The sequence below is a fragment of the Comamonas sp. w2-DMI genome, assembly GCF_040187735.1.
GTDB classification, from domain to species: domain Bacteria; phylum Pseudomonadota; class Gammaproteobacteria; order Burkholderiales; family Burkholderiaceae_C; genus Comamonas; species Comamonas terrae.
On the sequence record NZ_JBANEL010000003.1, the window covers coordinates 227,510 to 246,387 of the forward strand.

The following is an 18,878-nucleotide window of genomic DNA, read 5'->3' on the forward strand; positions in this document are numbered from 1 at the left end:
ATGCTGCTATCGCTGGTCTGGACCGCTTTGATCATGGGGCTCGTGGGTGGGCCCCATTGTCTTGTCATGTGCGCTGCGCCTTGCAGCGTGGTGACCCGCGGCCAAGCCGCGCACGAGGCGCCGGTGCGCGTCCACGGCCGGCGCAGCCGGCGCTGGCTGCGCGCAGGCCTGTTCCATGCAGGCCGGGTGGCCGGCTATGCGACGCTGGGCGCCGCAGCCGCCATTGCCATGGAGAGCCTGTCCTGGCTGACCAGCCAGACCACGGCGCTGCAGCCTTTCTGGACCCTGCTCCACGTGGCGATGATGGGCTGGGGCCTGGCCATGATGGTGCAGGCGCGCCAGCCGGCCTGGCTGGAGAATGCCGGCCGCGCCGCTTGGCGCCGCGTACAGCCCTGGGTGTCCGCGCCCAGCGGCAGCCTGGCCGCCGGCTATCTCTGGGCGCTCATGCCCTGCGGCCTGCTGTATTCGGCCGTGCTGGTGGCGGCGCTCAGCGGCGGCGCTTGGCAGGGCGCGCTGTCCATGGCGGCGTTTGCCGTCGGCGGCGGGCTTTGGCTGGTGGGCGGTCCGCTGGCGTGGCGCCTGGGCCAAAAGCGCCTCAACGCCGTCCGTACCCAATGGGGCACCCGCCTGGCCGGCCTCATGCTCGTGGGCGTCGCAATTTGGGCTTTGTGGATGGATTTGGTCTACAGACCCAGCCTTTGGTGCCGATAGACAGGATGTGACGCTGTTGGAGTCACAGGTTCTGTGCGTGGCTTGTGGGCGAAAGTGCGCGCGATATTGCGCAAGCAGGTTGCAGAACTCAGCATAATGCAACGTCTTCTTCTGTATGGGTGTGTGTGAATCATTCGGTAGTTATTGATATCGGGCAGGTCCGGGTCGGCATGTATGTCCAGTTGGACGTAGGCTGGCTGGTCCATCCCTTTCTGGTCAATAACTTCAAGATCACGTCCCAGAAGCAGATCCAGGCGCTCAAAGGTCTGGGCCTGCAATCGGTACGCTACGTGCCCAGCAAGAGCGATGTCGCCAGCCTGCCGGCCGGGCCGGCCCAGCCCGAGGTTCCTGCGCCCGAGCCTGCTGAGGCCAGCGCGCCTGCAGCCGAAGCCAAGCGCTCGGTGGATGCGTGGCGTTACCGGATCCGCTCCTGCGAGCAGCGCTTTGTGCAGGTATGCAGCGACTACGAATTGCTGGAGCGCACTGCGCAGCCGTCGCCCGCGCAGGCACGGGTGGTGAGCGAGGAGCTGGTCGACAGCTGCCTGGCCGAAATCGATCAGGCCAAGGACGTGGTGCTGCACCTGCTGTCCGAGCAGATTCCCGATGCGGCCGGATCGCATTCGGTCAATGTGAGCGTGCTGTCGCTGCTGCTGGGGCGAACCCTGGGCATGGCCGGCCAACCGCTCAGGAACCTGGGGCTGGCGGCCCTGCTGCATGATGTGGGCAAGCAGGTGCATCCGCCGGCCTGGGGCATCCATGGAATGAACGTGCACCAGCGCGCGGAGGGAAGTGCCGAGCGCGTGCGCTACGAGATGCACGTGGGCGAATCGGTGGCGATCACGGAGCGTATGGCACTGCCTGCCGATGTCTCCCATATCATTGCCCAGCACCATGAATGGGCGGACGGCACGGGATTCCCGCTGCGCCTGGTGGCGGCCGACCTGGAACGCAGCGGCCAGATCCTGTGCCTGGTCAACGGCTACGACCGCCTGTGCAACCCGCTGGATACCAGCGCGGCGCTGACGCCCCATGAAATCCTGGCCCTGCTCTACAGCCAGTACCGGGAGAAATTCCTGCCCGAGGTGCTGACGGCTTTTGTGCGCATGATGGGTGTCTATCCGCCGGGATCGCTCATAGAACTCAACGACGGCCGGTTCGGCCTGGTCACGTCGGTCAACTCCGCCTATCCGCTCAAGCCTTCCATCATGGTCCATGATCCGGGAGCCGTCGACGGGCCGCTGCTGCTGCTGGAGCTGCAAGCGTCGCCGCAGCTGGGCATACGGCGCGGGCTCAATCCTTCGCGCCTGCCGCGCAAGGTGCTGGATGCGCTGCTGCCGCGCCAGCGGATCTGCTATTACTTCGAAAAAGGCTCGGGCGTGGGCCCGGCGAAGACCCTATGACGATGCAGCGACTGAACGTCATCCAGCCTTCGATGGCCTATGCCATGCTCGATGCCCTGCAGGAAGCCTTGTGGCTGCTGGATGCGCGGCAGCTCACCGTGGTGTATGCGAATGCGGCCAGCCAGTCGCTGACGGGCTTCGATGCCGTCCAGATCCGAGGCCAGCCCGTGCAGGTGCTGGCAGGCACGCCGTTGCAGCAGGCATTCTGGAGCGATCCACTCAACTGGCAGGCCGGCGCGCCGTTTCTTACGCAGATACGCCGGGCCGATGGCCAGCTGATTCCCGTGGAGATGAAGGTCTCGCCGCTGACGGCGCAAGCCGATGGCGTGCTGGTGCTGAGCATGCTGGACCGGCGCGAGCAGGCCCAGCACGAAGCCGAGCTGGAAAGCCTGCTGTCCGAACTGCGCGCTACGCTGGAATCCGCCGCGGACGGCATGCTGGTCTGCACGCTGGAGGGCAGCATACGGGCCTTCAACCACCGCTTTGCCGACCTGTGGCAGCTGCCGATCTCCTTTCTGACCCAGGGCGACGATGCAGCCATCCTGGCCCATATGACGGCCCAGGTCGTCAATGGCGAGACGGAGTTCCGCAACCTGATCACGGCGCCCGAGCAGGCCATGATCGAAACCTCCGACGTGCTGGAGCTGGTCAACGGCACCGTGGTGGAGCGCCGCTCGGTGCCCCAGCTGTGCCGCGGCGTGCCGACCGGGCGCATCTATTCATTCAGGGACATCACCGATGCGGCGCAATCCGCGGCCGACTTGCGGCTGGCGGCGCGCGTGTTCGAGTCCAGCCTGGACGGCATCTTCATTGCCGATGCCGTCCACCGGATCGTGCGCACCAATCCCGCCTGCGTGCGCCTGCTGCAGGGCGTGCAGGCACAGGGCCAGACCGTGGCGGCATTGTTCGAATCGGACACCGGGCCCGTGGAAGCGCTGGGCGAATGGGCCCGTGCCAGATGGGAGCAGGGCGGCTTCTGGGAAGGCAATCTGTGGCTGAAGCTGGCCGACGGCCGGCGCTGCGCCGTCTGGCTGTCATGGGTGGCGCTGCGCGATGCGAGCGACGAAATCGTGCAGAGCATAGGCTTCATGCGCGACATGACGCAGCAGTACATGGACCAGCAGCGCATCGAGCAACTGGCCTATAGCGATCCGCTGACCGACCTGCCCAACCGGCTGGCCCTGTCCATGCGTGTCGAGGCTGCCATTGCCGAAGCCCGCATGACGGGCTCGGTGCTCAGCATCCTGTTCGTGGACCTGGACCGCTTCAAGATCATCAACGATTCGCTGGGCCACGAGTTCGGCGACCGCGTGCTCAGGCTGGTGGCCCAGCGCCTGAGTGCCCTCATGCGGGCCGAGGACATGCTGTGCCGCCTGGGCGGCGACGAGTTCGTGATTTGCCTGCAGGGCTGCGACGCGGAGCGGGCCGCGGCCGTGGCCGAGCGCATTCTGCGCGAGATGCAGCAGCCGTTCATGCTGGACGGCCTGGGCTTTTCCGTGCAGTGCAGCATCGGCGTGGCGCAGTTCCCCACCGACGGCCTGACGCTGGACGAGCTGATCCGCCAGGCAGATATCGCCATGTACCGGGTCAAGGAGCGCGGGCGCGGCAATTTCAGTTTCTACCAGCCGCAGATGAGCGCAGGCCTGCTGTCGCGCATGAAGCTGGAACATGCCATGCGCCAGGCGCTGGACAAGGGTCACATGGCGATCTACTACCAGCCGCAGGTGCATATCGAGACCGACCGCATCGTGGCGGCCGAAGCCCTGATGCGCTGGACCGACCCGGAATTCGGCGTGGTGTCGCCGGCCGTCTTCATTCCGCTGGCCGAGGAGTCGGGCTATATCGTGACGCTGGGAGCCTGGGTGCTCGAGCAATCGGTGCAGGAGGCGGCGCGCTGGTACTTCCAGGGCACGCCGCTCAAGGTCTCGGTCAATGTCTCGGCGCTGGAATTCAGGCAGCCCGACTTCGTCGAGCGCCTGCTGCAGGTCCTTCAGCGCAACGCGCTGCCGGCCCAGTGGCTGGAGCTGGAGCTGACGGAGAGCATTCTGCTGACCGATGCCCAGGAGATGGCGCTGCGCGTGCGGCAGATCGCCGAACTGGGCGTGGGCCTGGTGATCGACGACTTCGGTACGGGCTACTCCAGCATGGCCTATCTCAAGAAGCTGCCTATCTCCAAGATCAAGGTCGACCAGAGCTTTGTGCGCGGCCTGCCCGAGGATGAGGAAGATCGCGCCATCGTCGCGGCCGTCATCAGCATCGGCCAGGCGCTGGGCGTGGAAGTCGTGGCCGAAGGGGTGGAAACCGGCGAGCAGTGCGCGGCCATCTACAACATGCGGGGCAGCTATTTCCAGGGCTATCTGTGCGCGCCGGCGCTGCCGCCCGAGCAACTGCTGCAGCGCCTGAAGGCGCAGCATGAGCAGGGGGTGGGGGCCGTGGCCTACAGCCAGTCCCTGGAGTTGTCCATGGACGCGAATGCCGACGGCGCCGGAATGGCCGGGTCGCGTCAGTAGCGCAACAGCGCTCCGTGGCGCAGATGCATGAAAAAACCCGATGTGCGTTCGCACACCGGGTTGGAATGGGTGTCTGCAAGTATTCCACCGGACCGTCATCCTGAACCGGGGGTTCAGGGGGGCAAGGGCAGCCTGACGTTGGGTTCATCTGACGCGAGACGATCACGCTCACCAGGCAATGTACCAAGCCCGAGCTCAATGAGCATTGGTTCAAGGAAATATAAAGTCCGGCAGGCTTGCAGACGATGCCTATTTTAAAGCCTGTGCCGGCCGCTTCTCGGCTTTGCACCCATTTTTCCGCAGTGCTTTCAGTTTTTCACAAAACATGAACGGATAATCTGCCGGTTCGGGCAGGGCGTCTGCCTGGGCGCCCTGGCTGCTTGTCACTGCATCGCGCGAGGCCTACAGCAGCTTGGCGTCGCTTTCCAGTGCCTGGTCCAGGCGCAGCACCAGCTGCTCGGCCAGCGCCTGCTGGCGCTGTTGCTCGGCCAGGGCTTCGGGCGAGATCTCGGGCACCTGCGGTGCAGGCTGCTCTTCCTGGGCCATGGCCTGCATCTCCGCGTGGGCAGCCGCCATCTGGGCATGCTGGATGTCGCGGTCCAGCACATCGAAGGCCATGTTGAGCGCGGCCAGGACGGCGACGCGCTCGCGCGAGCGCACCTTGCCGCTGTCGCGGATGCGGGTCATGGCTTCATCCACGCGGCGCACGGCTTCCAGCACGCGCTCTTCTTGGCCATCGGGGCAGGTCAGCACATAGCTTTGCTGCAGGATCTGCACTTCAATCTGCTTCATGGGCGTTGGTGGCGGTGTCTGTGGCGATTGGGAGTGGGGAAGGTGACGGCGTCACTCCCCCTGGTTGGCGGGCAGGCGTTCGATCAGCGCATCCACGCGCGCGCGGGCCGCTTGCAGCCGCGAGCGCAGGGAATCGCGCTCCTGAGCCAGGGCGGCCACTTGTTCGGTGAGCAGCGCGTTGGTGCGCTGCAGTTCATCGTGGCGAACCAGCAAACGCTCTACGCGCTCCGCAATGAGATCGAGGGAGGACTGGTGGGTCATAGACTCTGCCATTGTAGGTCTTGCTGTCGGTAAGTATCCGATCAATTGATGCAGGAGTGGCGCACCTGTGCGAGGTGCAAGAGCACGGCACTTGGTTATTCGTGCGTGCTCTCCCAAAATCGTAGCGCGCTGCGCAAGTTCCATCTGGATAAAGGGCATTTTTAACGTAAATATTCGTCACACCGTTGACGGGCAGGGCGCTCCCGCCTCGCTACAATGCGCGGCTGTTGGTGCTCGGGGCTGCTTTTCTGCGGCTCCAGTTCAACGGGAAGCAGGGAGGTGATGGCCGCGGTACGCGGCCCGCCGTGCCTGCGCTGCCCCCGCAACGGTCAGCGAATGGATGGCAAAGCCGGCTCTACCGGCCGGCCCGTCCCCTTTTCCATCACGGCCACTGGCGCATGGCGCTGGGAAGGCCTGCAAAAGGACGATTCGCCCAGCCCGGATACCGGCCAACACCGTGGATGCATCCAGCCGCCCCGGCCATGCATCTGTTTTCCCTATTTGCCAGCGGGGAAGCTGGCACGGGTATTCCCATTTGTTGCTTTCAATGAGTCTGCAATCCTTGCCCGAGTGCGCGACCGCTGCACAGGCGGCCCCGGCTGCGCGCGCCCCTGCTGCTTTTTTCTTCCGTCCCTCCCTGCTGGCCGCTGCGGCGGCCTGCCTGGCTGCACCCGCGGTCTTGGCCCAGGGTGCCCAGGTGGTGGCGCTGACCGATACGGCTTCCATGGCCGAGACGGTGGTGACGGCCAACCGCATCGAGCAGCCCCTGTCCGATCTGGTGGCCGATATGTCCATCGTGGACCGCGAGACCATGGAAACCAGCGGCGCGGCCGGCGTGGCCGATGTGCTCTCGCGCCTGCCGGGCGTGCAGATGGTGCGCAACGGCGGCCCCGGCGCCTCCACCAGCCTCTATCTGCGCGGCGCGGACAACCGCTTCACGGCCGTCTATGTCGACGGCGTGCGCGTCGACTCCCAGTCCACGGGCGGCGCTTCGTGGCAGGCCATTCCGCTCGAAGCCATCGACCGCATCGAGGTGCTGCGCGGCCCCGCGGCGGCGGTGTACGGCTCGGATGCCATCGGCGGCGTGGTGCAGATCTTCACCAGGAAAGGCGAGGGCAAGCCCAGGCCCTATATCGGCATGGGCTGGGGCAGCCGCGGCACGGTCACGGCACAGACCGGCATCAGCGGTGGCCAGAACGGCTGGGACTACAGCCTGGGGGCATCGCACGCCGGCAGCAACGGCTTCAACGCACGCACCATCGCCACGGCCAACCCGGATGCGGACGGCTATCGCAACAACGCCTTCAACGCCCGCATCGGCTACCAGATCGCGCAGGGCCAGCGGATCGAGGCCACGGCGCTGGAGAGCTACATGAATTCCGGCTATGACGTCAGCAAGGCCGACGACCGCAGCATCAGCAAGATGCAGGCCCTGGGCCTGAACTGGCAGGCCCAGTGGAGCGATATCTACAGCACCCGGCTGCAATACACGCAATCGCGCGACTACTACGAGACCCGGCCCTCTCCTTACAAGACCGACACGCGCCTGCACAACTACCTGTTCCAGAACACCTGGAAGCTGGGTGCCCAGACGCTGACGGCCGCATTGGAGCGCCGCGAGGACAAGCTGGTCAATGGCGATATCGACCGCACGCGTTTCCAGAACGCGCTGTCGCTGGGCTATGGCCTGCATGTCGGCAAGCACACGCTGCAGCTCAACGCCCGCCATGACCGCGACAGCGAGTTCGGCGGCCACACCACGGGCAGCGCGGCCTACGGCTACGAGTTCCTGCCCCACTGGCGTGCCACGGCGTCCGCCGGCACGGCCTTCCGCGCACCCACGCTGTACCAGCGCTTCAGCATGTATGGCGACTCCGCGCTGCAACCCGAAAAAGGCCGCAACGTGGAGCTGGGCCTGAAGTGGGGCAAGGGCAGCGACAGCTTCTCGGCCACGGTCTACCGCAACAATGTGACCAACCTCATCAACTGGGCGGGCGGTACCGGCACCTGCGTAGGCAACGACGGCAGCCCCTTCGGCGGCTGCTATGCCAACGTGGGCAGGGCGCGCTACGAGGGCATCACGCTGGCCGGCACCACCAGGATGGGCCAGGTGAACCTGCAGGCCTCGGTCGATTTCCAGAATCCGCGCGATCTTGACACTGGCAAGCAACTGGCGCGCCGCGCCAAGCGCTATGCCAGCCTGTCCGCCGACACCATGGTGATGGGCTGGACGCTGGGCGCGCAGATGCAGGCCGCGGCCAGCCGTTTTGACGATGCGGCCAACAGGAACGTGCTGGGCGGCTACACCCTGTGGCATCTGACCGCGCAAAAGCAGCTGACCCGCGACTGGAGCCTGGTGGCGCGCATCAACAACCTCACCGACAAGCACTACGAGCTGGCGCGTACCTATGCCACGGAAGGGCGTAGCGGCTATGTCGGCGTGAAGTGGATGCCGGCCAACTAAGCGGTAGAGACCGGATGAGTGCTGCGCCCATGATGCAAACAACGCCTGCCGTGCGGCAATGCCCGGCGCTGCTGATCGCCTCCACGGCCTCGGGCCAGGGCAAGACCACGCTGACCGCGGCCCTGGCGCGGCTGCACAGCCGCCAGGGCCGCAAGGTGCGCGTGTTCAAGTGCGGGCCGGACTTTCTCGACCCCTACTGGCACGAGCTGGCCAGCGGCGCGCCCGTGCATTCGGTCGATCTGTGGATGACAGGCGAGGCCGATATCCATGCGCGGCTGCAGGCGGCGGCGCAGGAGGCCGACCTGATCCTGGTGGAGGGTGTGATGGGTCTGTTCGACGGCAGCCCCAGCGCGGCCGATCTGGCCCGCCTGCTGGGCCTGCCGGTGCTGGCCGTGGTCGATGCCTCGGCCATGGCGCGCACCTTCGGCGCCGTGGCCTACGGCCTGCAGCACTACCAGCCCGGCCTGCGCTGGGCCGGGCTGGTGGCCAACCGCGTGGCCAGCAGCCACCATGCCGATCTGCTGCGGCAAGGGCTGCGCGACCCTCAGGCCTGGCAGGGTGCTCTGGAGGGCATCACCCTGGAAGGCCCGCAGAAAAAGGCGGCCTTGCTGCCGGAGCGCCATCTGGGGCTGGTGGCCGCGCACGAACTGGGCGACGCCCTGCAGCGCCTGGACGCCGCAGCCGATGCCCTGGCCCGCACTCCGCTGGGCCAGCGGCCATGGAAGGCCGATGCGGGGCAGGCCAGCTGGCAGGACTGGGCGGTCGACCTTGCCTTGCCGTCGCAGGCTGCGGAGCAGCCGCCGGCCATCGCGCCCTGGCTGGCGGGCCGCACCATTGCGGTGGCGCGCGATGCGGCCTTTGCCTTTATCTACCCGGCCAACCTGGACTGCCTGCGCGCCATGGGCGCGCGCCTGGCATTTTTCTCGCCGCTGGCAGGCGACAGGCTTCCGTCCTGCGATGCGCTGTGGCTGCCGGGCGGCTACCCGGAGTTGCATGCTCCTGCATTGCAGGCCAACACCGGCTTGCGCGCGGATCTGGCCCAGCATATCGGTGCAGGCAGGCCGGTGTGGGCCGAGTGCGGCGGCATGCTGGCCCTGTGCGAATCCGTGACGGACACGGCGGGCCATACCCAGCGCCTGTGGGGCCTGCTGCCAGGGCAGGTGCATATGCAAAGCCGCCTTGCGGGCCTGGGCATGCAGCAGCTGGAGCTGCCCGGCGGGGTTCTGCGCGGGCATACTTTCCACTACAGCCGCCTGGAAACCGCAATGCAGCAGACAGGGCGCAGCAGCCGGCCCGGTGCCGCCGTGCAGGCCGACCGCGGCGAGGCCCTGTACCGGCACGGCAGCGTGCAAGCCAGCTATTTCCATGCCTGGTTTGCATCCTGCCCGCGTGCCGTTGCGCGCCTGCTGGGCGCAGCGGCCTGAGAATCCGTAGCCAACATGAATCAGCCGTCCTCATCATCAATCTCCATGCCGCGGACCGAACTCATCGTGGGCGGCCAGAAAAGCGGCAAGTCGCGCCGTGCCGAGCTGCTGGCCCGCGACTGGCTGGCCGGCGCTGCCGGCCGCGAAGCCGCCCTGGTGGCCACCGGCCAGGCCTGGGATGCGGAAATGCATGCGCGCATTGCCCGCCACCAGCGCGACCGGGCCGAGCGCGTGCCGGGCATGGCCACCATCGAGGAGCCGCGCGACCTGGCGGCCGTGCTGGCCGTGCACAGCGCGCCGCACCGCCTGCTGGTCGTCGACTGCCTGACGCTGTGGCTGACCAACTGGCTGATGCCGGCCATGAAGGAGCATGAGCAAAAAAAAGCCTCCAGTGCAGTCCTGGAAAGCGCAGGATGCTCTTTTTCTGAAAGCGCTTTCGCAGGCGCCGGGCCCGGTGATACTGGTCAGCAACGAGATCGGCCTGGGCGTGATTCCGCTGGGCGCCGACGTGCGTGCCTTTGTCGATGCGCTGGGCACGTTGAACCAGCAGGTGGCAGCGGCCTGCGACCGCGTGACTTTGATGGCTGCAGGCCTGCCTTTGCAACTGAAATGAAGAAATCCGTATACAGCCGCTGGTGGATGCGCGGTGCTGCGGCACTGGCCCTGTGTGGTCTGGCGGCTTCGGCTGCGGCCGTGCCGCTGGTGGCGCCCCAGGCCGTTACCGACGACCGGGGCCGGACCATCGAGCTGCCCCGCAACCCGCAGCGCATCGTGAGCCTGCTGCCTTCGCTGACCGAAAGCGTCTGCGCGCTGCAGATGTGCGACCGTCTCGTGGGCGTGGACCGCTATTCGAACTGGCCCGCATCGGTGCGCAAGCTGCCGGTGCTGGGCGGCGGCATAGATCCCAACATCGAGGCCGTGGTGGCCATGAAGCCCGACGTGGTGCTGCTGTCGCGCGCGGCCCGCGTGGCAGACCGCCTGGAGGCGCTGGGCCTCCAGGTCGTTGTGGTCGAGGTCAATTCGCAGCAGGGTGTGCACAAGGCTCTGGCGCGGCTGGCGCGCCTGCTGGGCGTGCCCGAGGCCGAGGCGGAAAAGGTCTGGCGCGAGATCAATGCCGGCGTGGATGCGGCTGCGCAGTCCGTGCCCGCGTCGGCGAAAAACGCCCGCGTCTATTTCGAGGTCAACCGCGGGCCGTATGCGGCCGGACCGCAGTCCTTCATCGGCGAGACGCTGGCCCGCCTGGGCGTGCGCAACGTGGTGCCGCCCGAGCTGGGGCCGTTTCCGCGCCTGAGCCCGGAATTCCTGCTGCGCGCCAACCCCGACGTGATCATGATGGGCAGCCGCAGCATGCAGGTGGCCTCGTCCTATCCGGGATGGGAACGGCTGGCGGCGGTGCAGCACCGGCGCGTCTGCGTGTTTGCGCAGGACGAGGCCGACATCATCGTGCGCCCCGGCCCGCGCATGGCCGAGGCGGCGCGATTGATGGCACGCTGCCTGGCGGACACACTGGGCTCCGCCAAGTGAATGCCCCGAGCGACATGGGCCCGGGCCTGCCCCGCAGCCGCTGGCTGGCACTGGTGCTGGCCGCAATGACCGCACTGCTGCTGGCCGTGGGCGCCAGCGTGGGCAGCACCGGCTGGGAGAGCGTGCTGCGCATGCGCGACGACCCGGTGGCCTGGCAGATCGTGACCGACATCCGCCTGCCGCGCTCGGCCGGCGCCTGGCTGGCCGGCGCGCTGCTGGGGCTGGCGGGCGCGGTGGCGCAGGGGCTGTTCCGCAACCCGCTGGCCGAGCCCTACCTGCTGGGCAGCGCGGCGGGCGCGGCGCTGGGCAGCGCCATCGGCCTCGTGGCCATGGGCACGGCGCTCACCGGCCTGGACATCTGGCACCGTCTGGGCATGACCGGCATGGCCTTCGCGGGCGCCGCCGGCGCCGTGCTGCTGACGGTGGCGCTGGCGCGCAATGTGCAGAGCACGCTGCGCCTGCTGCTGGCGGGCGTGATCGTCGGCGTGGTGCTGGGCGCCGTGCGCGACCTGATCGAGCTGCGCCACCCCGACATCCTGCAGGCCATGCAAAGCTTCGTGCTCGGCACCTCGGCCTTCGTGGGCTGGAGCGGCTGCGCGCTGATGCTGGCCGTGTGGCTGCTGTGCTCGCTGGGAGCCTGGGCCTTCTCGCGCGTGCTCGACGGGCTGACGCTGGGCGAGGCCACGGCGCACAGCCTGGGCCTGCCGCTGGCGCCCATGCGCTATGGCCTGGTGCTGGTGCTGGCGCTGGCCACGGGCACCTCGGTGGCGCAGACGGGATTGATCGCCTTCGTGGGCCTGGCTGCGCCGCACCTGGTGCGCAGCCTGGTGCGCGTGGGCCATGGCCGCAGCATCCTCCTGGCCGGCGCCATGGGCGGCGTGCTGCTGCTGGCGGCCGACATCCTGGCGCGCTGGCTGATCGCGCCGCAGGAGCTGCCCGTTGGCGTGCTCACCGCGGCGCTGGGCGGCACCTACCTGCTGTGGCGCATGCACCGCCGCACCGCGGGCGGAGGCCTGGGATGAGCGCCATGCCACAGACCGCCATCGCGGCCGAAAAGGTCAGCGCCCGGGTGCACCGCAAACCCATCCTGCACGACGTGACGGCGCGCTTTGCCACGGGTCGCTGGACCAGCATCGTCGGCCCCAACGGCGCGGGCAAGTCCTCGCTGCTCAAGGTGCTGTGCGGCCTGTGGCCGGCGCATTCGCTGCAGGGCGGGGTGCAGCTGCAAGGCCAGCCCCTGCAGCGCTGGCCGCGCCGCGAGCGCGCACGAGCGCTGGCCTGGCTGGGCCAGAGCGAGACCGCCACCGACGAGCTGACCAGCTACGACGTGGCCATGCTGGGCCGGCTGCCGCACCAGGCCTGGCTGGCCTCGCCCTGCGACGAGGACCATGCCGTGGTGCGCCGGTGCCTGCAGGCCACCCAGGCCTGGGACTGGCGCCACCGGCCGCTGGCCGAGCTGTCGGGCGGCGAGCGCCAGCGCGTGCTGCTGGCCCGCGCGCTGGCCGTGCAGGCGAAGGTGCTGCTGATGGACGAGCCGCTGGCCAACCTCGATCCGCCGCACCAGGCCGACTGGATGCTCATCGTGCGCGCGCTGGTGGCCCGGGGCACCACCGTGGTCAGCGTGCTGCACGAGCTGTCGGTGGCGCTGCAGGCCGACGACATGCTCATCCTGCAGGCCGGCCGGGCCGTGCACCACGGCGCCTGCGCCGACCCCGCCACCCATGCCGCGCTGGAGGCCGTGTTCGAGCACCGCATCCAGGTGCGGCAGCTCGACGGCCAGTGGCTGGCCCTGCCGCGCACGATGCGCAATTGACTGGAAAGGAAACCATGCATATCGAAACCCCTCCCACCGAGAAGCCCTACGAGAAGCCCGAGGGCGAGCGCCGCGGCCTGGTCATCGTCAACACGGGCGACGGCAAGGGCAAGAGCACGGCGGCCTTCGGCCTGGCCTTCCGCGCCACGGGCCGCGGCAAGGCCGTCAAGGTGTTCCAGTTCATGAAGGTGCCCACGGCGCGCTTTGGCGAGCACCGCCTGGCCGAGCAGGTGGGCCTGCCCATCGAGGGCCTGGGCGACGGCTTCAGCTGGAAGAGCAAGGACCTGGAGCAGTCGGGCCAGCTGGCGCGCGACGGCTGGGAAAAGGCCAGGGCCGCGATCCTGGGCGGCGAGTATTTCCTGGTCGTGCTCGACGAAATCACCTATCCGCTGATCTACGGCTGGCTGCCGCTGCAGGAGGTGCTGGACACGCTGGCCGCGCGGCCCAGGGGGGGTGCATGTCTGCCTGACCGGCCGGCGCTGCCCGCAGGAGATCATCGACGTCGCCGACACGGTGACCGAGATGAAGCTGGTCAAGCATGCCTTCCAGGCCGGTATTCCGGCCCAGCGCGGCATCGAGGACTGAGGCCGTGGCATTGCTCTGCTGCCACCTGCCCACGCCGCTGGGCGAGATGCTGGCCGTGGCGTCGGACCGGGGCCTGTGCCTGCTCGAGTTCGACACCCAGCAGCGTGCAGATCGGGAATTGGCACAGGTCGAGGCCGCGCGCGGCGGCCCGGCGCAGGAAGGCAGGAACGCCACTCTTGACCAGCTGGCCGTGGAGCTGGCCGAGTATTTCGCGGGGCGGCGGCAGCGCTTCGGCGTGCCGCTGGACCTGGTGGGCACGCCGTTCCAGATCGCGGCCTGGCAGGCGCTGCTGCATATTCCCTACGGCCGCACGCGCAGCTATGCCGAGCAGGCGCGCGCCATCGGCCGGCCCACGGCCACGCGCGCCGTGGCGGCGGCCAACGGGCAGAACAAAATCTCCATCGTCGTGCCCTGCCACCGCGTGATCGGCAGCGACGGCAGCCTCACCGGCTTTGGCGGCGGTCTGCCGCGCAAGCGCGCGCTGCTGGCGCTGGAGAGCGGGGCGAAGCAGCGCGACTGGATCAGCGACGCAGGCCGACCCGCCTGCCGCTGAAAGGCTCACAATCGAACCATGCCCGAAAACACCGCTCCTTCCACGATCGCCGCCACGCCCTTCACCGAGGCCGAGCGCGCCGCCGTCTACCGCGCCATCTACGAGCGCCGCGACATGCGCCACTTTGCCGGCGGCACCGTGCCCGAGGAGGTGCTGCTGCGCCTGCTGCGCGCCGCGCACCATGCGCCCAGCGTGGGCTTCATGCAGCCGTGGCGCTTCATCCGCGTCAAGAGCCGTGCGCTGCGCGAGGGCATCCATGCGCTGGTCGAGGAGGAGCGCGTGCGCACCGCCCAGGCGCTGGGCGAGCGCGAACAGGATTTCATGAAGCTCAAGGTGCAGGGCGTGCTCGATGCGGCCGAGGTGCTGGTCGTGGCCATGCCGCCGGGGCGCGAGGCGCATATCTTCGGCCGCCGCACGCTGCCCGAGATGGACATCGCCAGCACCGCCTGCGCCATCGAGAACCTGTGGCTGGCCGTGCGCGCCGAGGGGCTGGGCATGGGCTGGGTGTCGATCTTCGAGCCGCAGGCGCTGGCCGCGCTGCTGCGCATGCCCGCCGGCGCGCACCCGCTGGGCGTGCTGTGCCTGGGGCCTGTCGAAGCCTACTATGCCGAGCCCATGCTGCAGCAGGAGAAATGGGCCTGCCGCGCGCCGCTGCAGGACATGCTAATGGACGACGTCTGGACCGAGGAGCCGCCCGCGGCATGACGACGATCACCTGGACGGAACTGCTGGCCTGGTCGTTCAGCCCGCTGGGCTGGCTGTACCGGGCGCTCATGGCCGCGCCGGAGGCGGCCATCCTGTGGTCGCGGAACGTGCTGTGCGCGCTGATCGCCGTGCTGGTGGCCTTGCTGCTCGACCGGCTCTGGGGCGAGCGCCCGCATGGCTGCACCCGGTGGTCTACATGGGCAAGGCGCTGGGTGCGATAGGAAAAATCATAGCGCCTCGCGCCGAGCATCCAAGGGATTGGATGCGGTTCATATTGGGAATGGTTGGCTGGTGCGTGCTGGCAGCTATGGTTTTTGTTGCCTACTGGCTGATCCTGTTCCTGCTGCCCTACGACCCCTGGTGGCTGATCGGCGTGTGCATGGGCGTGCTGCTCAAGCCGCTGCTGGCCTGGCGCATGCTGCGGGACGAGGTGCTGGCCGTCGAGGCTGCGCTGCAGCAGTCGCTGGCGGCGGGCCGCGAGCGGCTGTCGTGGCTGGTCAGCCGCGATACCGCGCAGCTCGACGCCGCCACGGTGCGCGAGAGCGCCATCGAGACCCTGGCCGAGAACCTGTGCGACTCGGTCGTCGCGCCGCTGTTCTGGTTTGCCGTGGCCGGCCTGCCGGGCGCGGCCGTCTACCGCCTGGCCAACACGGCCGACGCCATGTGGGGCTACCCCGGCTGGCGCGGCGAGGGCGACCGGCGCCGCCACTGGCAGTGGGCCGGCAAGTGGGCGGCGCGGGCCGACGATGTGCTGAACTGGATTCCGGCGCGCCTCACGGCCGCATGGCTGGCGCTGGTGGCCGGCGGCGTGCCCTGGCAGGCGCTGCGGCGCGATGCGCGCGTCACCCCGTCGCCCAACGGCGGCTGGCCCATGGGCGCGATGGCGCTGGCGCTGGGCGTGCATTTGTCCAAGCCCGGGGTCTACCAATTGAACCCGCAGGGCGCGGCGCCCGGTTCCGCCGACCTGCGGCGGGCCGTGCATCTGGCGTCCACGGTGATTGCGGCGCAGGCGGGGTGTGCGCTGGCAGCTATCGTTCTGCTGGCGCTATGGCGAGTACTGCTCCATGGCTGAGGGCATGCACGGCGGCACCGATGCGCTGGGCGTGCCGGCGCACGACTTCTCCACCAACCGCAACGCCTGCGGACCCTGCCCCGTGGCCCTGGCCGCGCTGCAGGCCGCGCATGCGGCGCAGTATCCCGATCCGCTCTACACCCACCTGCGCGCGCGGCTCGCGGCCTTCCACGCGGTGGCCGTGGGGCGCATCCTGGTTGGCGGCAGCAGCAGCGAGCTGATCCACCGGCTGACCCAGCATGCCGTGCGCAGCGGCGCCCAGGCCGTCGCGCTGCCGCGGCACCACTATGGCGACTATGCGCAGGCGGCGCGCGTCTGGGGGCTGCGGCCGGCTGAGCGGGGCGGGTTGCACTGGCTCTGCGAACCGTCGAGCCCGCTGGGGCAACTGGAGGTATTCCCCGAGCCGACCGGCGATGGCTGGCAGGTGCTGGACTGCGCCTACCGCCCGCTGTGGCTGGACGGCGGGCCGCCGCAGCGCGGCCTGGATCACCTGTGGCAAATCTGGACGCCCAACAAGGCCCTGGGCATGACGGGCGTGCGCGCCGCGTATGCGATTGCGCCGCTGCATGCCACGGACGACGAACTGGACGCGCTGCGCGCGTTGGCGCCGTCCTGGGTGGTGGGCGCGCATGGCGTGGCCCTGCTCGAGGCCTGGACGACCAAGCAGGCGCAGCAATGGCTGGCGGGCAGCCTGCAGACCTTGCGCGACTGGAAGCGCCAGCAGCTCGCGCTGTGCGGGCGGCTGGGCTGGCAGGTGGTGCCCGGCCATGTGGCGAATTACTTCGTGGCGCGGCTGCCGCTGGCCGAAGCGGCAGTACAGCAACGCCTGGCCCCCTTGCGCGCGCAGGGCGTCAAGCTGCGCGACTGCACGAGTTTCGGCCTACCCGGCCACGTGCGCCTGGGCGTGCTGCCGCCCGCATCGCAGGCCGCGCTGGAGCAGGCCTGGCAAGCCATCGAGAACCAAGCGATATGAACGACAGGATCCAACTGCCCCGGCCCCTGCCGGGCCGGCGCCCGGCGCTGTGCGTGATGGTGCTGGGCACCAGCAGCGGCGCGGGCAAGAGCTGGGTGGCCACGGCGCTGTGCGCCTGGTACCGGGCGCAGGGCTACAAGGTCGCGCCCTTCAAGGCGCAGAACATGAGCAACAACGCGCGCGTGGTGGCCACACCGGACGGCCGCTGGGGCGAGATCGGCACCGCGCAGTACCTGCAGGCGCTGGCCGCGGGCGCCGTGCCCGACGTGCGCATGAACCCGCTGCTGCTCAAGCCCGAGGCCGACACGCACAGCCAGGTCGTGCTGTTCGGCCGGGTGGACGAAGCCCTCAGCCGCATGCCCTGGCGCGGCCGCAGCCTCCAGGTCTGGCCGCAGATCGCGCAGGCGCTGGACGAGCTGCGCGCCGAGAACGACGTGGTGGTGATCGAGGGCGCAGGCTCGCCGGCCGAGATCAACCTGCATGCCAGCGACGTGGTCAACATGCGCGTGGCCAGGCACGGCGGCGCGCACTGCCTGCTGGTGGCCGACATCGACCGCGGCGGCGCGTTTGCCCACCTGTACGGCACCTGGGCGCTGCTGCCTGAAGGCGAGCGGCAACTCATCCAGGGCTTTGTGCTCAACAAGTTCCGCGGCGACGCGAGCCTGCTCGCGCCGGCGCCGCAGATGCTGCAAGAGCTGACGGGCGTGCCCACCGTGGCGACCATCCCCATGCAGTTCCAGCACGGCCTGCCGGAAGAGGACGGCGTGTTCGACGACCGCGGCAGCGCGGGCGGCGGGCAGGCCGTGCACACCACGATCGCCATCGTGGCCTACCCGCGCATCAGCAACCTGGACGAATTCCAGCCGCTGCTGCAGGTGCCGGGCGTGCGCGTGGTCTGGGCGCGCAGCCCGGCCCAGCTGGCCGGTGCGGACTGGGTGATCCTGCCGGGCTCCAAGGCCACGGCGGCGGATCTCGCCTGGATGCGCGCCCAGGGGCTGGATGCCGCCGTAGCGCAGCATGCCGGGGCCGGCCGGCGCGTGCTCGGTATCTGCGGCGGCCTGCAGATGCTGGGCGAGGCGCTCATCGACCTGCACGGCGTGGACGGCAATGCCGCGGGCCTGGGCCTGCTGCCGCTGGCCACGCTGTTCGCGCCCGCCAAGACCGTGCAGCCGGCCAGGCACGAACTGCCGGCCCTGCGCGCGCCCTGGCAGGCGCTGTCGGGCGTGCAGGTGCAGGGCTACGAGATCCACCACGGCCGGACCCAGTTGCGAGCCGACATGCAGGCCGGGGCCTCGGCCCAGGCCCGGGAACTGCTGACCGGCATGCTCTGGCAAAGCGGCGATGGCGCCGTGCTGGGCACCTATCTGCATGGACTGTTCGAGAACGCTGCCGTCATCCATGCGCTGTTCGGCCAGGGCGCCCCCAGCCTGGAGCAGGTGTTTGCCCGGCTGGCGAAGGGCGTGTCGCAATGGTTCGCCCCGGAGGCGGGCGCCGGAACCTGAGCTATCTCAAGGCATTGGACCGGCAATGCCGGCATGCTGTGCGTGAACGCAGCTGTAGGCCGAGGCCTGCATGGGCTGATGGGGTGTGCCGATAAAAGCGGTCCAGGAAAACCCGCATGCTTGATTGCGTTGTTCACCCAATGAGAATGGAGTTACAGATGACCGGCTTTGGAATTCGTACTTTTCAATTGGCGATCGGCGCGCTGGCGCTGACAGTGGCTGGCTGGGCCGGGGCACAGGCTGCCGACACTGCGGCTCCGGCATCGGCACCCGAGGCGGCTGCGGCCAAGCCCGCACCCAAGGCGCAAAAGCACCACCAGCACAAGAAGCGCAACTATGCGAGCCCCGCGGAGCGCGAAGCTGCCGCCGTCAAGGAAGAAGCGCGCCGCGGCCGCCTGGGCGATGGCAAGAGCGCCAGCCAGTATGAGCAAAACGCCCTGGCACGCTGCAATGTCTTCAAGACCGACCTGGACCGCCAGGCCTGCGTGGGCCGCATCCAGAACGGCCAGACCAGCGGCTCCGTCGAAGGCGGCGGCACGCTGATGGAGTACACCCAGCAGGTGCCCGTGAACCAGTAAGCGGCTCTATG

At 68.8% G+C, this 18,878-nt stretch carries 15 protein-coding genes, 3 pseudogenes and 1 riboswitch; of the genes and pseudogenes, 16 read left to right on the plus strand and 2 right to left on the minus strand.

Translation table 11 applies throughout. From position 1 onward, the window contains the following. The 3 genes from V8Z74_RS05555 to V8Z74_RS05565 all read left to right on the plus strand — a co-directional run bounded on the left by V8Z74_RS05555 (window position 1) and on the right by V8Z74_RS05565 (window position 4,621). Window positions 1-711: a sulfite exporter TauE/SafE family protein gene (locus tag V8Z74_RS05555; RefSeq protein ID WP_066470514.1), complete on the plus strand. Its 711-nt coding sequence runs from the start codon at window positions 1-3 to the stop codon at window positions 709-711. A gap of 125 nt (window positions 712-836) precedes the next feature. After that, on the plus strand, window positions 837-2,111 hold the full coding sequence (locus V8Z74_RS05560; protein ID WP_349708391.1) for a cyclic di-GMP phosphodiesterase: 1,275 nt from the start codon (window positions 837-839) through the stop codon (window positions 2,109-2,111). After that, entirely contained in the window at window positions 2,108-4,621 is a 2,514-nt protein-coding gene (locus V8Z74_RS05565; RefSeq protein ID WP_349708393.1) for a sensor domain-containing protein, read from the plus strand. The genes V8Z74_RS05560 and V8Z74_RS05565 overlap by 4 nt, the downstream gene beginning before the upstream one ends. A 402-nt stretch (window positions 4,622-5,023) precedes the next feature. Here the strand turns inward: V8Z74_RS05565 and V8Z74_RS05570 are convergent, their stop codons facing one another. Continuing rightward, window positions 5,024-5,413, minus strand: a complete 390-nt coding sequence (locus V8Z74_RS05570; protein ID WP_066470504.1) for a cell division protein ZapA — start codon at window positions 5,411-5,413, stop codon at window positions 5,024-5,026. A 51-nt stretch (window positions 5,414-5,464) separates the two neighbouring features. Further along, window positions 5,465-5,674 carry a hypothetical protein gene (locus tag V8Z74_RS05575; protein ID WP_066470501.1) on the minus strand — a complete coding sequence of 70 codons (210 nt, stop codon included), beginning with the start codon at window positions 5,672-5,674 and terminating at the stop codon, window positions 5,465-5,467. A 211-nt stretch (window positions 5,675-5,885) separates the two neighbouring features. Continuing rightward, window positions 5,886-6,142: riboswitch (cobalamin riboswitch) on the plus strand. A gap of 79 nt (window positions 6,143-6,221) precedes the next feature. On the opposite strand from V8Z74_RS05575, the gene V8Z74_RS05580 reads away from it, so the two are divergent. The 13 genes and pseudogenes from V8Z74_RS05580 to V8Z74_RS05640 all read left to right on the plus strand — a co-directional run bounded on the left by V8Z74_RS05580 (window position 6,222) and on the right by V8Z74_RS05640 (window position 18,867). Beyond that, window positions 6,222-8,138, plus strand: coding sequence for a TonB-dependent receptor domain-containing protein (locus V8Z74_RS05580; RefSeq protein ID WP_349708395.1), 1,917 nt, complete (start codon window positions 6,222-6,224; stop codon window positions 8,136-8,138). 29 nt (window positions 8,139-8,167) lie between these two features. Next, the gene (locus tag V8Z74_RS05585; RefSeq protein ID WP_349708397.1) at window positions 8,168-9,562 is read left to right on the plus strand and encodes a cobyrinic acid a,c-diamide synthase CobB; all 1,395 of its coding nucleotides are present in this window, start codon (window positions 8,168-8,170) and stop codon (window positions 9,560-9,562) included. 45 nt (window positions 9,563-9,607) lie between these two features. Then, window positions 9,608-10,175: pseudogene (locus V8Z74_RS05590) on the plus strand (bifunctional adenosylcobinamide kinase/adenosylcobinamide-phosphate guanylyltransferase). A gap of 26 nt (window positions 10,176-10,201) precedes the next feature. After that, on the plus strand, window positions 10,202-11,086 hold the full coding sequence (locus V8Z74_RS05595) for an ABC transporter substrate-binding protein (protein ID WP_349708459.1): 885 nt from the start codon (window positions 10,202-10,204) through the stop codon (window positions 11,084-11,086). Between the two features lie 44 nt (window positions 11,087-11,130). After that, entirely contained in the window at window positions 11,131-12,108 is a 978-nt protein-coding gene (locus tag V8Z74_RS05600; protein WP_502879463.1) for a FecCD family ABC transporter permease, read from the plus strand. A 5-nt stretch (window positions 12,109-12,113) separates the two neighbouring features. Then, a complete protein-coding gene (locus V8Z74_RS05605) occupies window positions 12,114-12,899 on the plus strand; it encodes an ABC transporter ATP-binding protein (protein WP_349708463.1) in 786 nt (261 codons plus the stop codon). Window positions 12,900-12,913: 14 nt separating this feature from the next. Next, window positions 12,914-13,484: pseudogene (gene cobO / locus V8Z74_RS05610) on the plus strand (cob(I)yrinic acid a,c-diamide adenosyltransferase). A 4-nt stretch (window positions 13,485-13,488) separates the two neighbouring features. Beyond that, complete coding sequence (locus tag V8Z74_RS05615) at window positions 13,489-14,037, plus strand: methylated-DNA--[protein]-cysteine S-methyltransferase (RefSeq protein WP_349708398.1); 549 nt, start codon at window positions 13,489-13,491, stop codon at window positions 14,035-14,037. Between the two features lie 18 nt (window positions 14,038-14,055). Next, window positions 14,056-14,742 carry a 5,6-dimethylbenzimidazole synthase gene (bluB, locus tag V8Z74_RS05620; RefSeq protein ID WP_349708399.1) on the plus strand — a complete coding sequence of 229 codons (687 nt, stop codon included), beginning with the start codon at window positions 14,056-14,058 and terminating at the stop codon, window positions 14,740-14,742. Continuing rightward, window positions 14,739-15,814, plus strand: a pseudogene (gene cbiB, locus V8Z74_RS05625) (adenosylcobinamide-phosphate synthase CbiB). The gene bluB and the pseudogene cbiB overlap by 4 nt, the downstream one beginning before the upstream one ends. Then, window positions 15,807-16,787: an aminotransferase class I/II-fold pyridoxal phosphate-dependent enzyme gene (locus V8Z74_RS05630; RefSeq protein WP_502879454.1), complete on the plus strand. Its 981-nt coding sequence runs from the start codon at window positions 15,807-15,809 to the stop codon at window positions 16,785-16,787. Before cbiB ends, V8Z74_RS05630 begins: the two are co-directional and overlap by 8 nt. Next, window positions 16,784-18,289: a cobyric acid synthase gene (locus V8Z74_RS05635; RefSeq protein WP_349708401.1), complete on the plus strand. Its 1,506-nt coding sequence runs from the start codon at window positions 16,784-16,786 to the stop codon at window positions 18,287-18,289. Before V8Z74_RS05630 ends, V8Z74_RS05635 begins: the two co-directional genes overlap by 4 nt. 158 nt (window positions 18,290-18,447) lie before the next feature. Further along, window positions 18,448-18,867, plus strand: coding sequence for a hypothetical protein (locus tag V8Z74_RS05640; protein ID WP_083526434.1), 420 nt, complete (start codon window positions 18,448-18,450; stop codon window positions 18,865-18,867). Window positions 18,868-18,878: the final 11 nt, after the last annotated feature.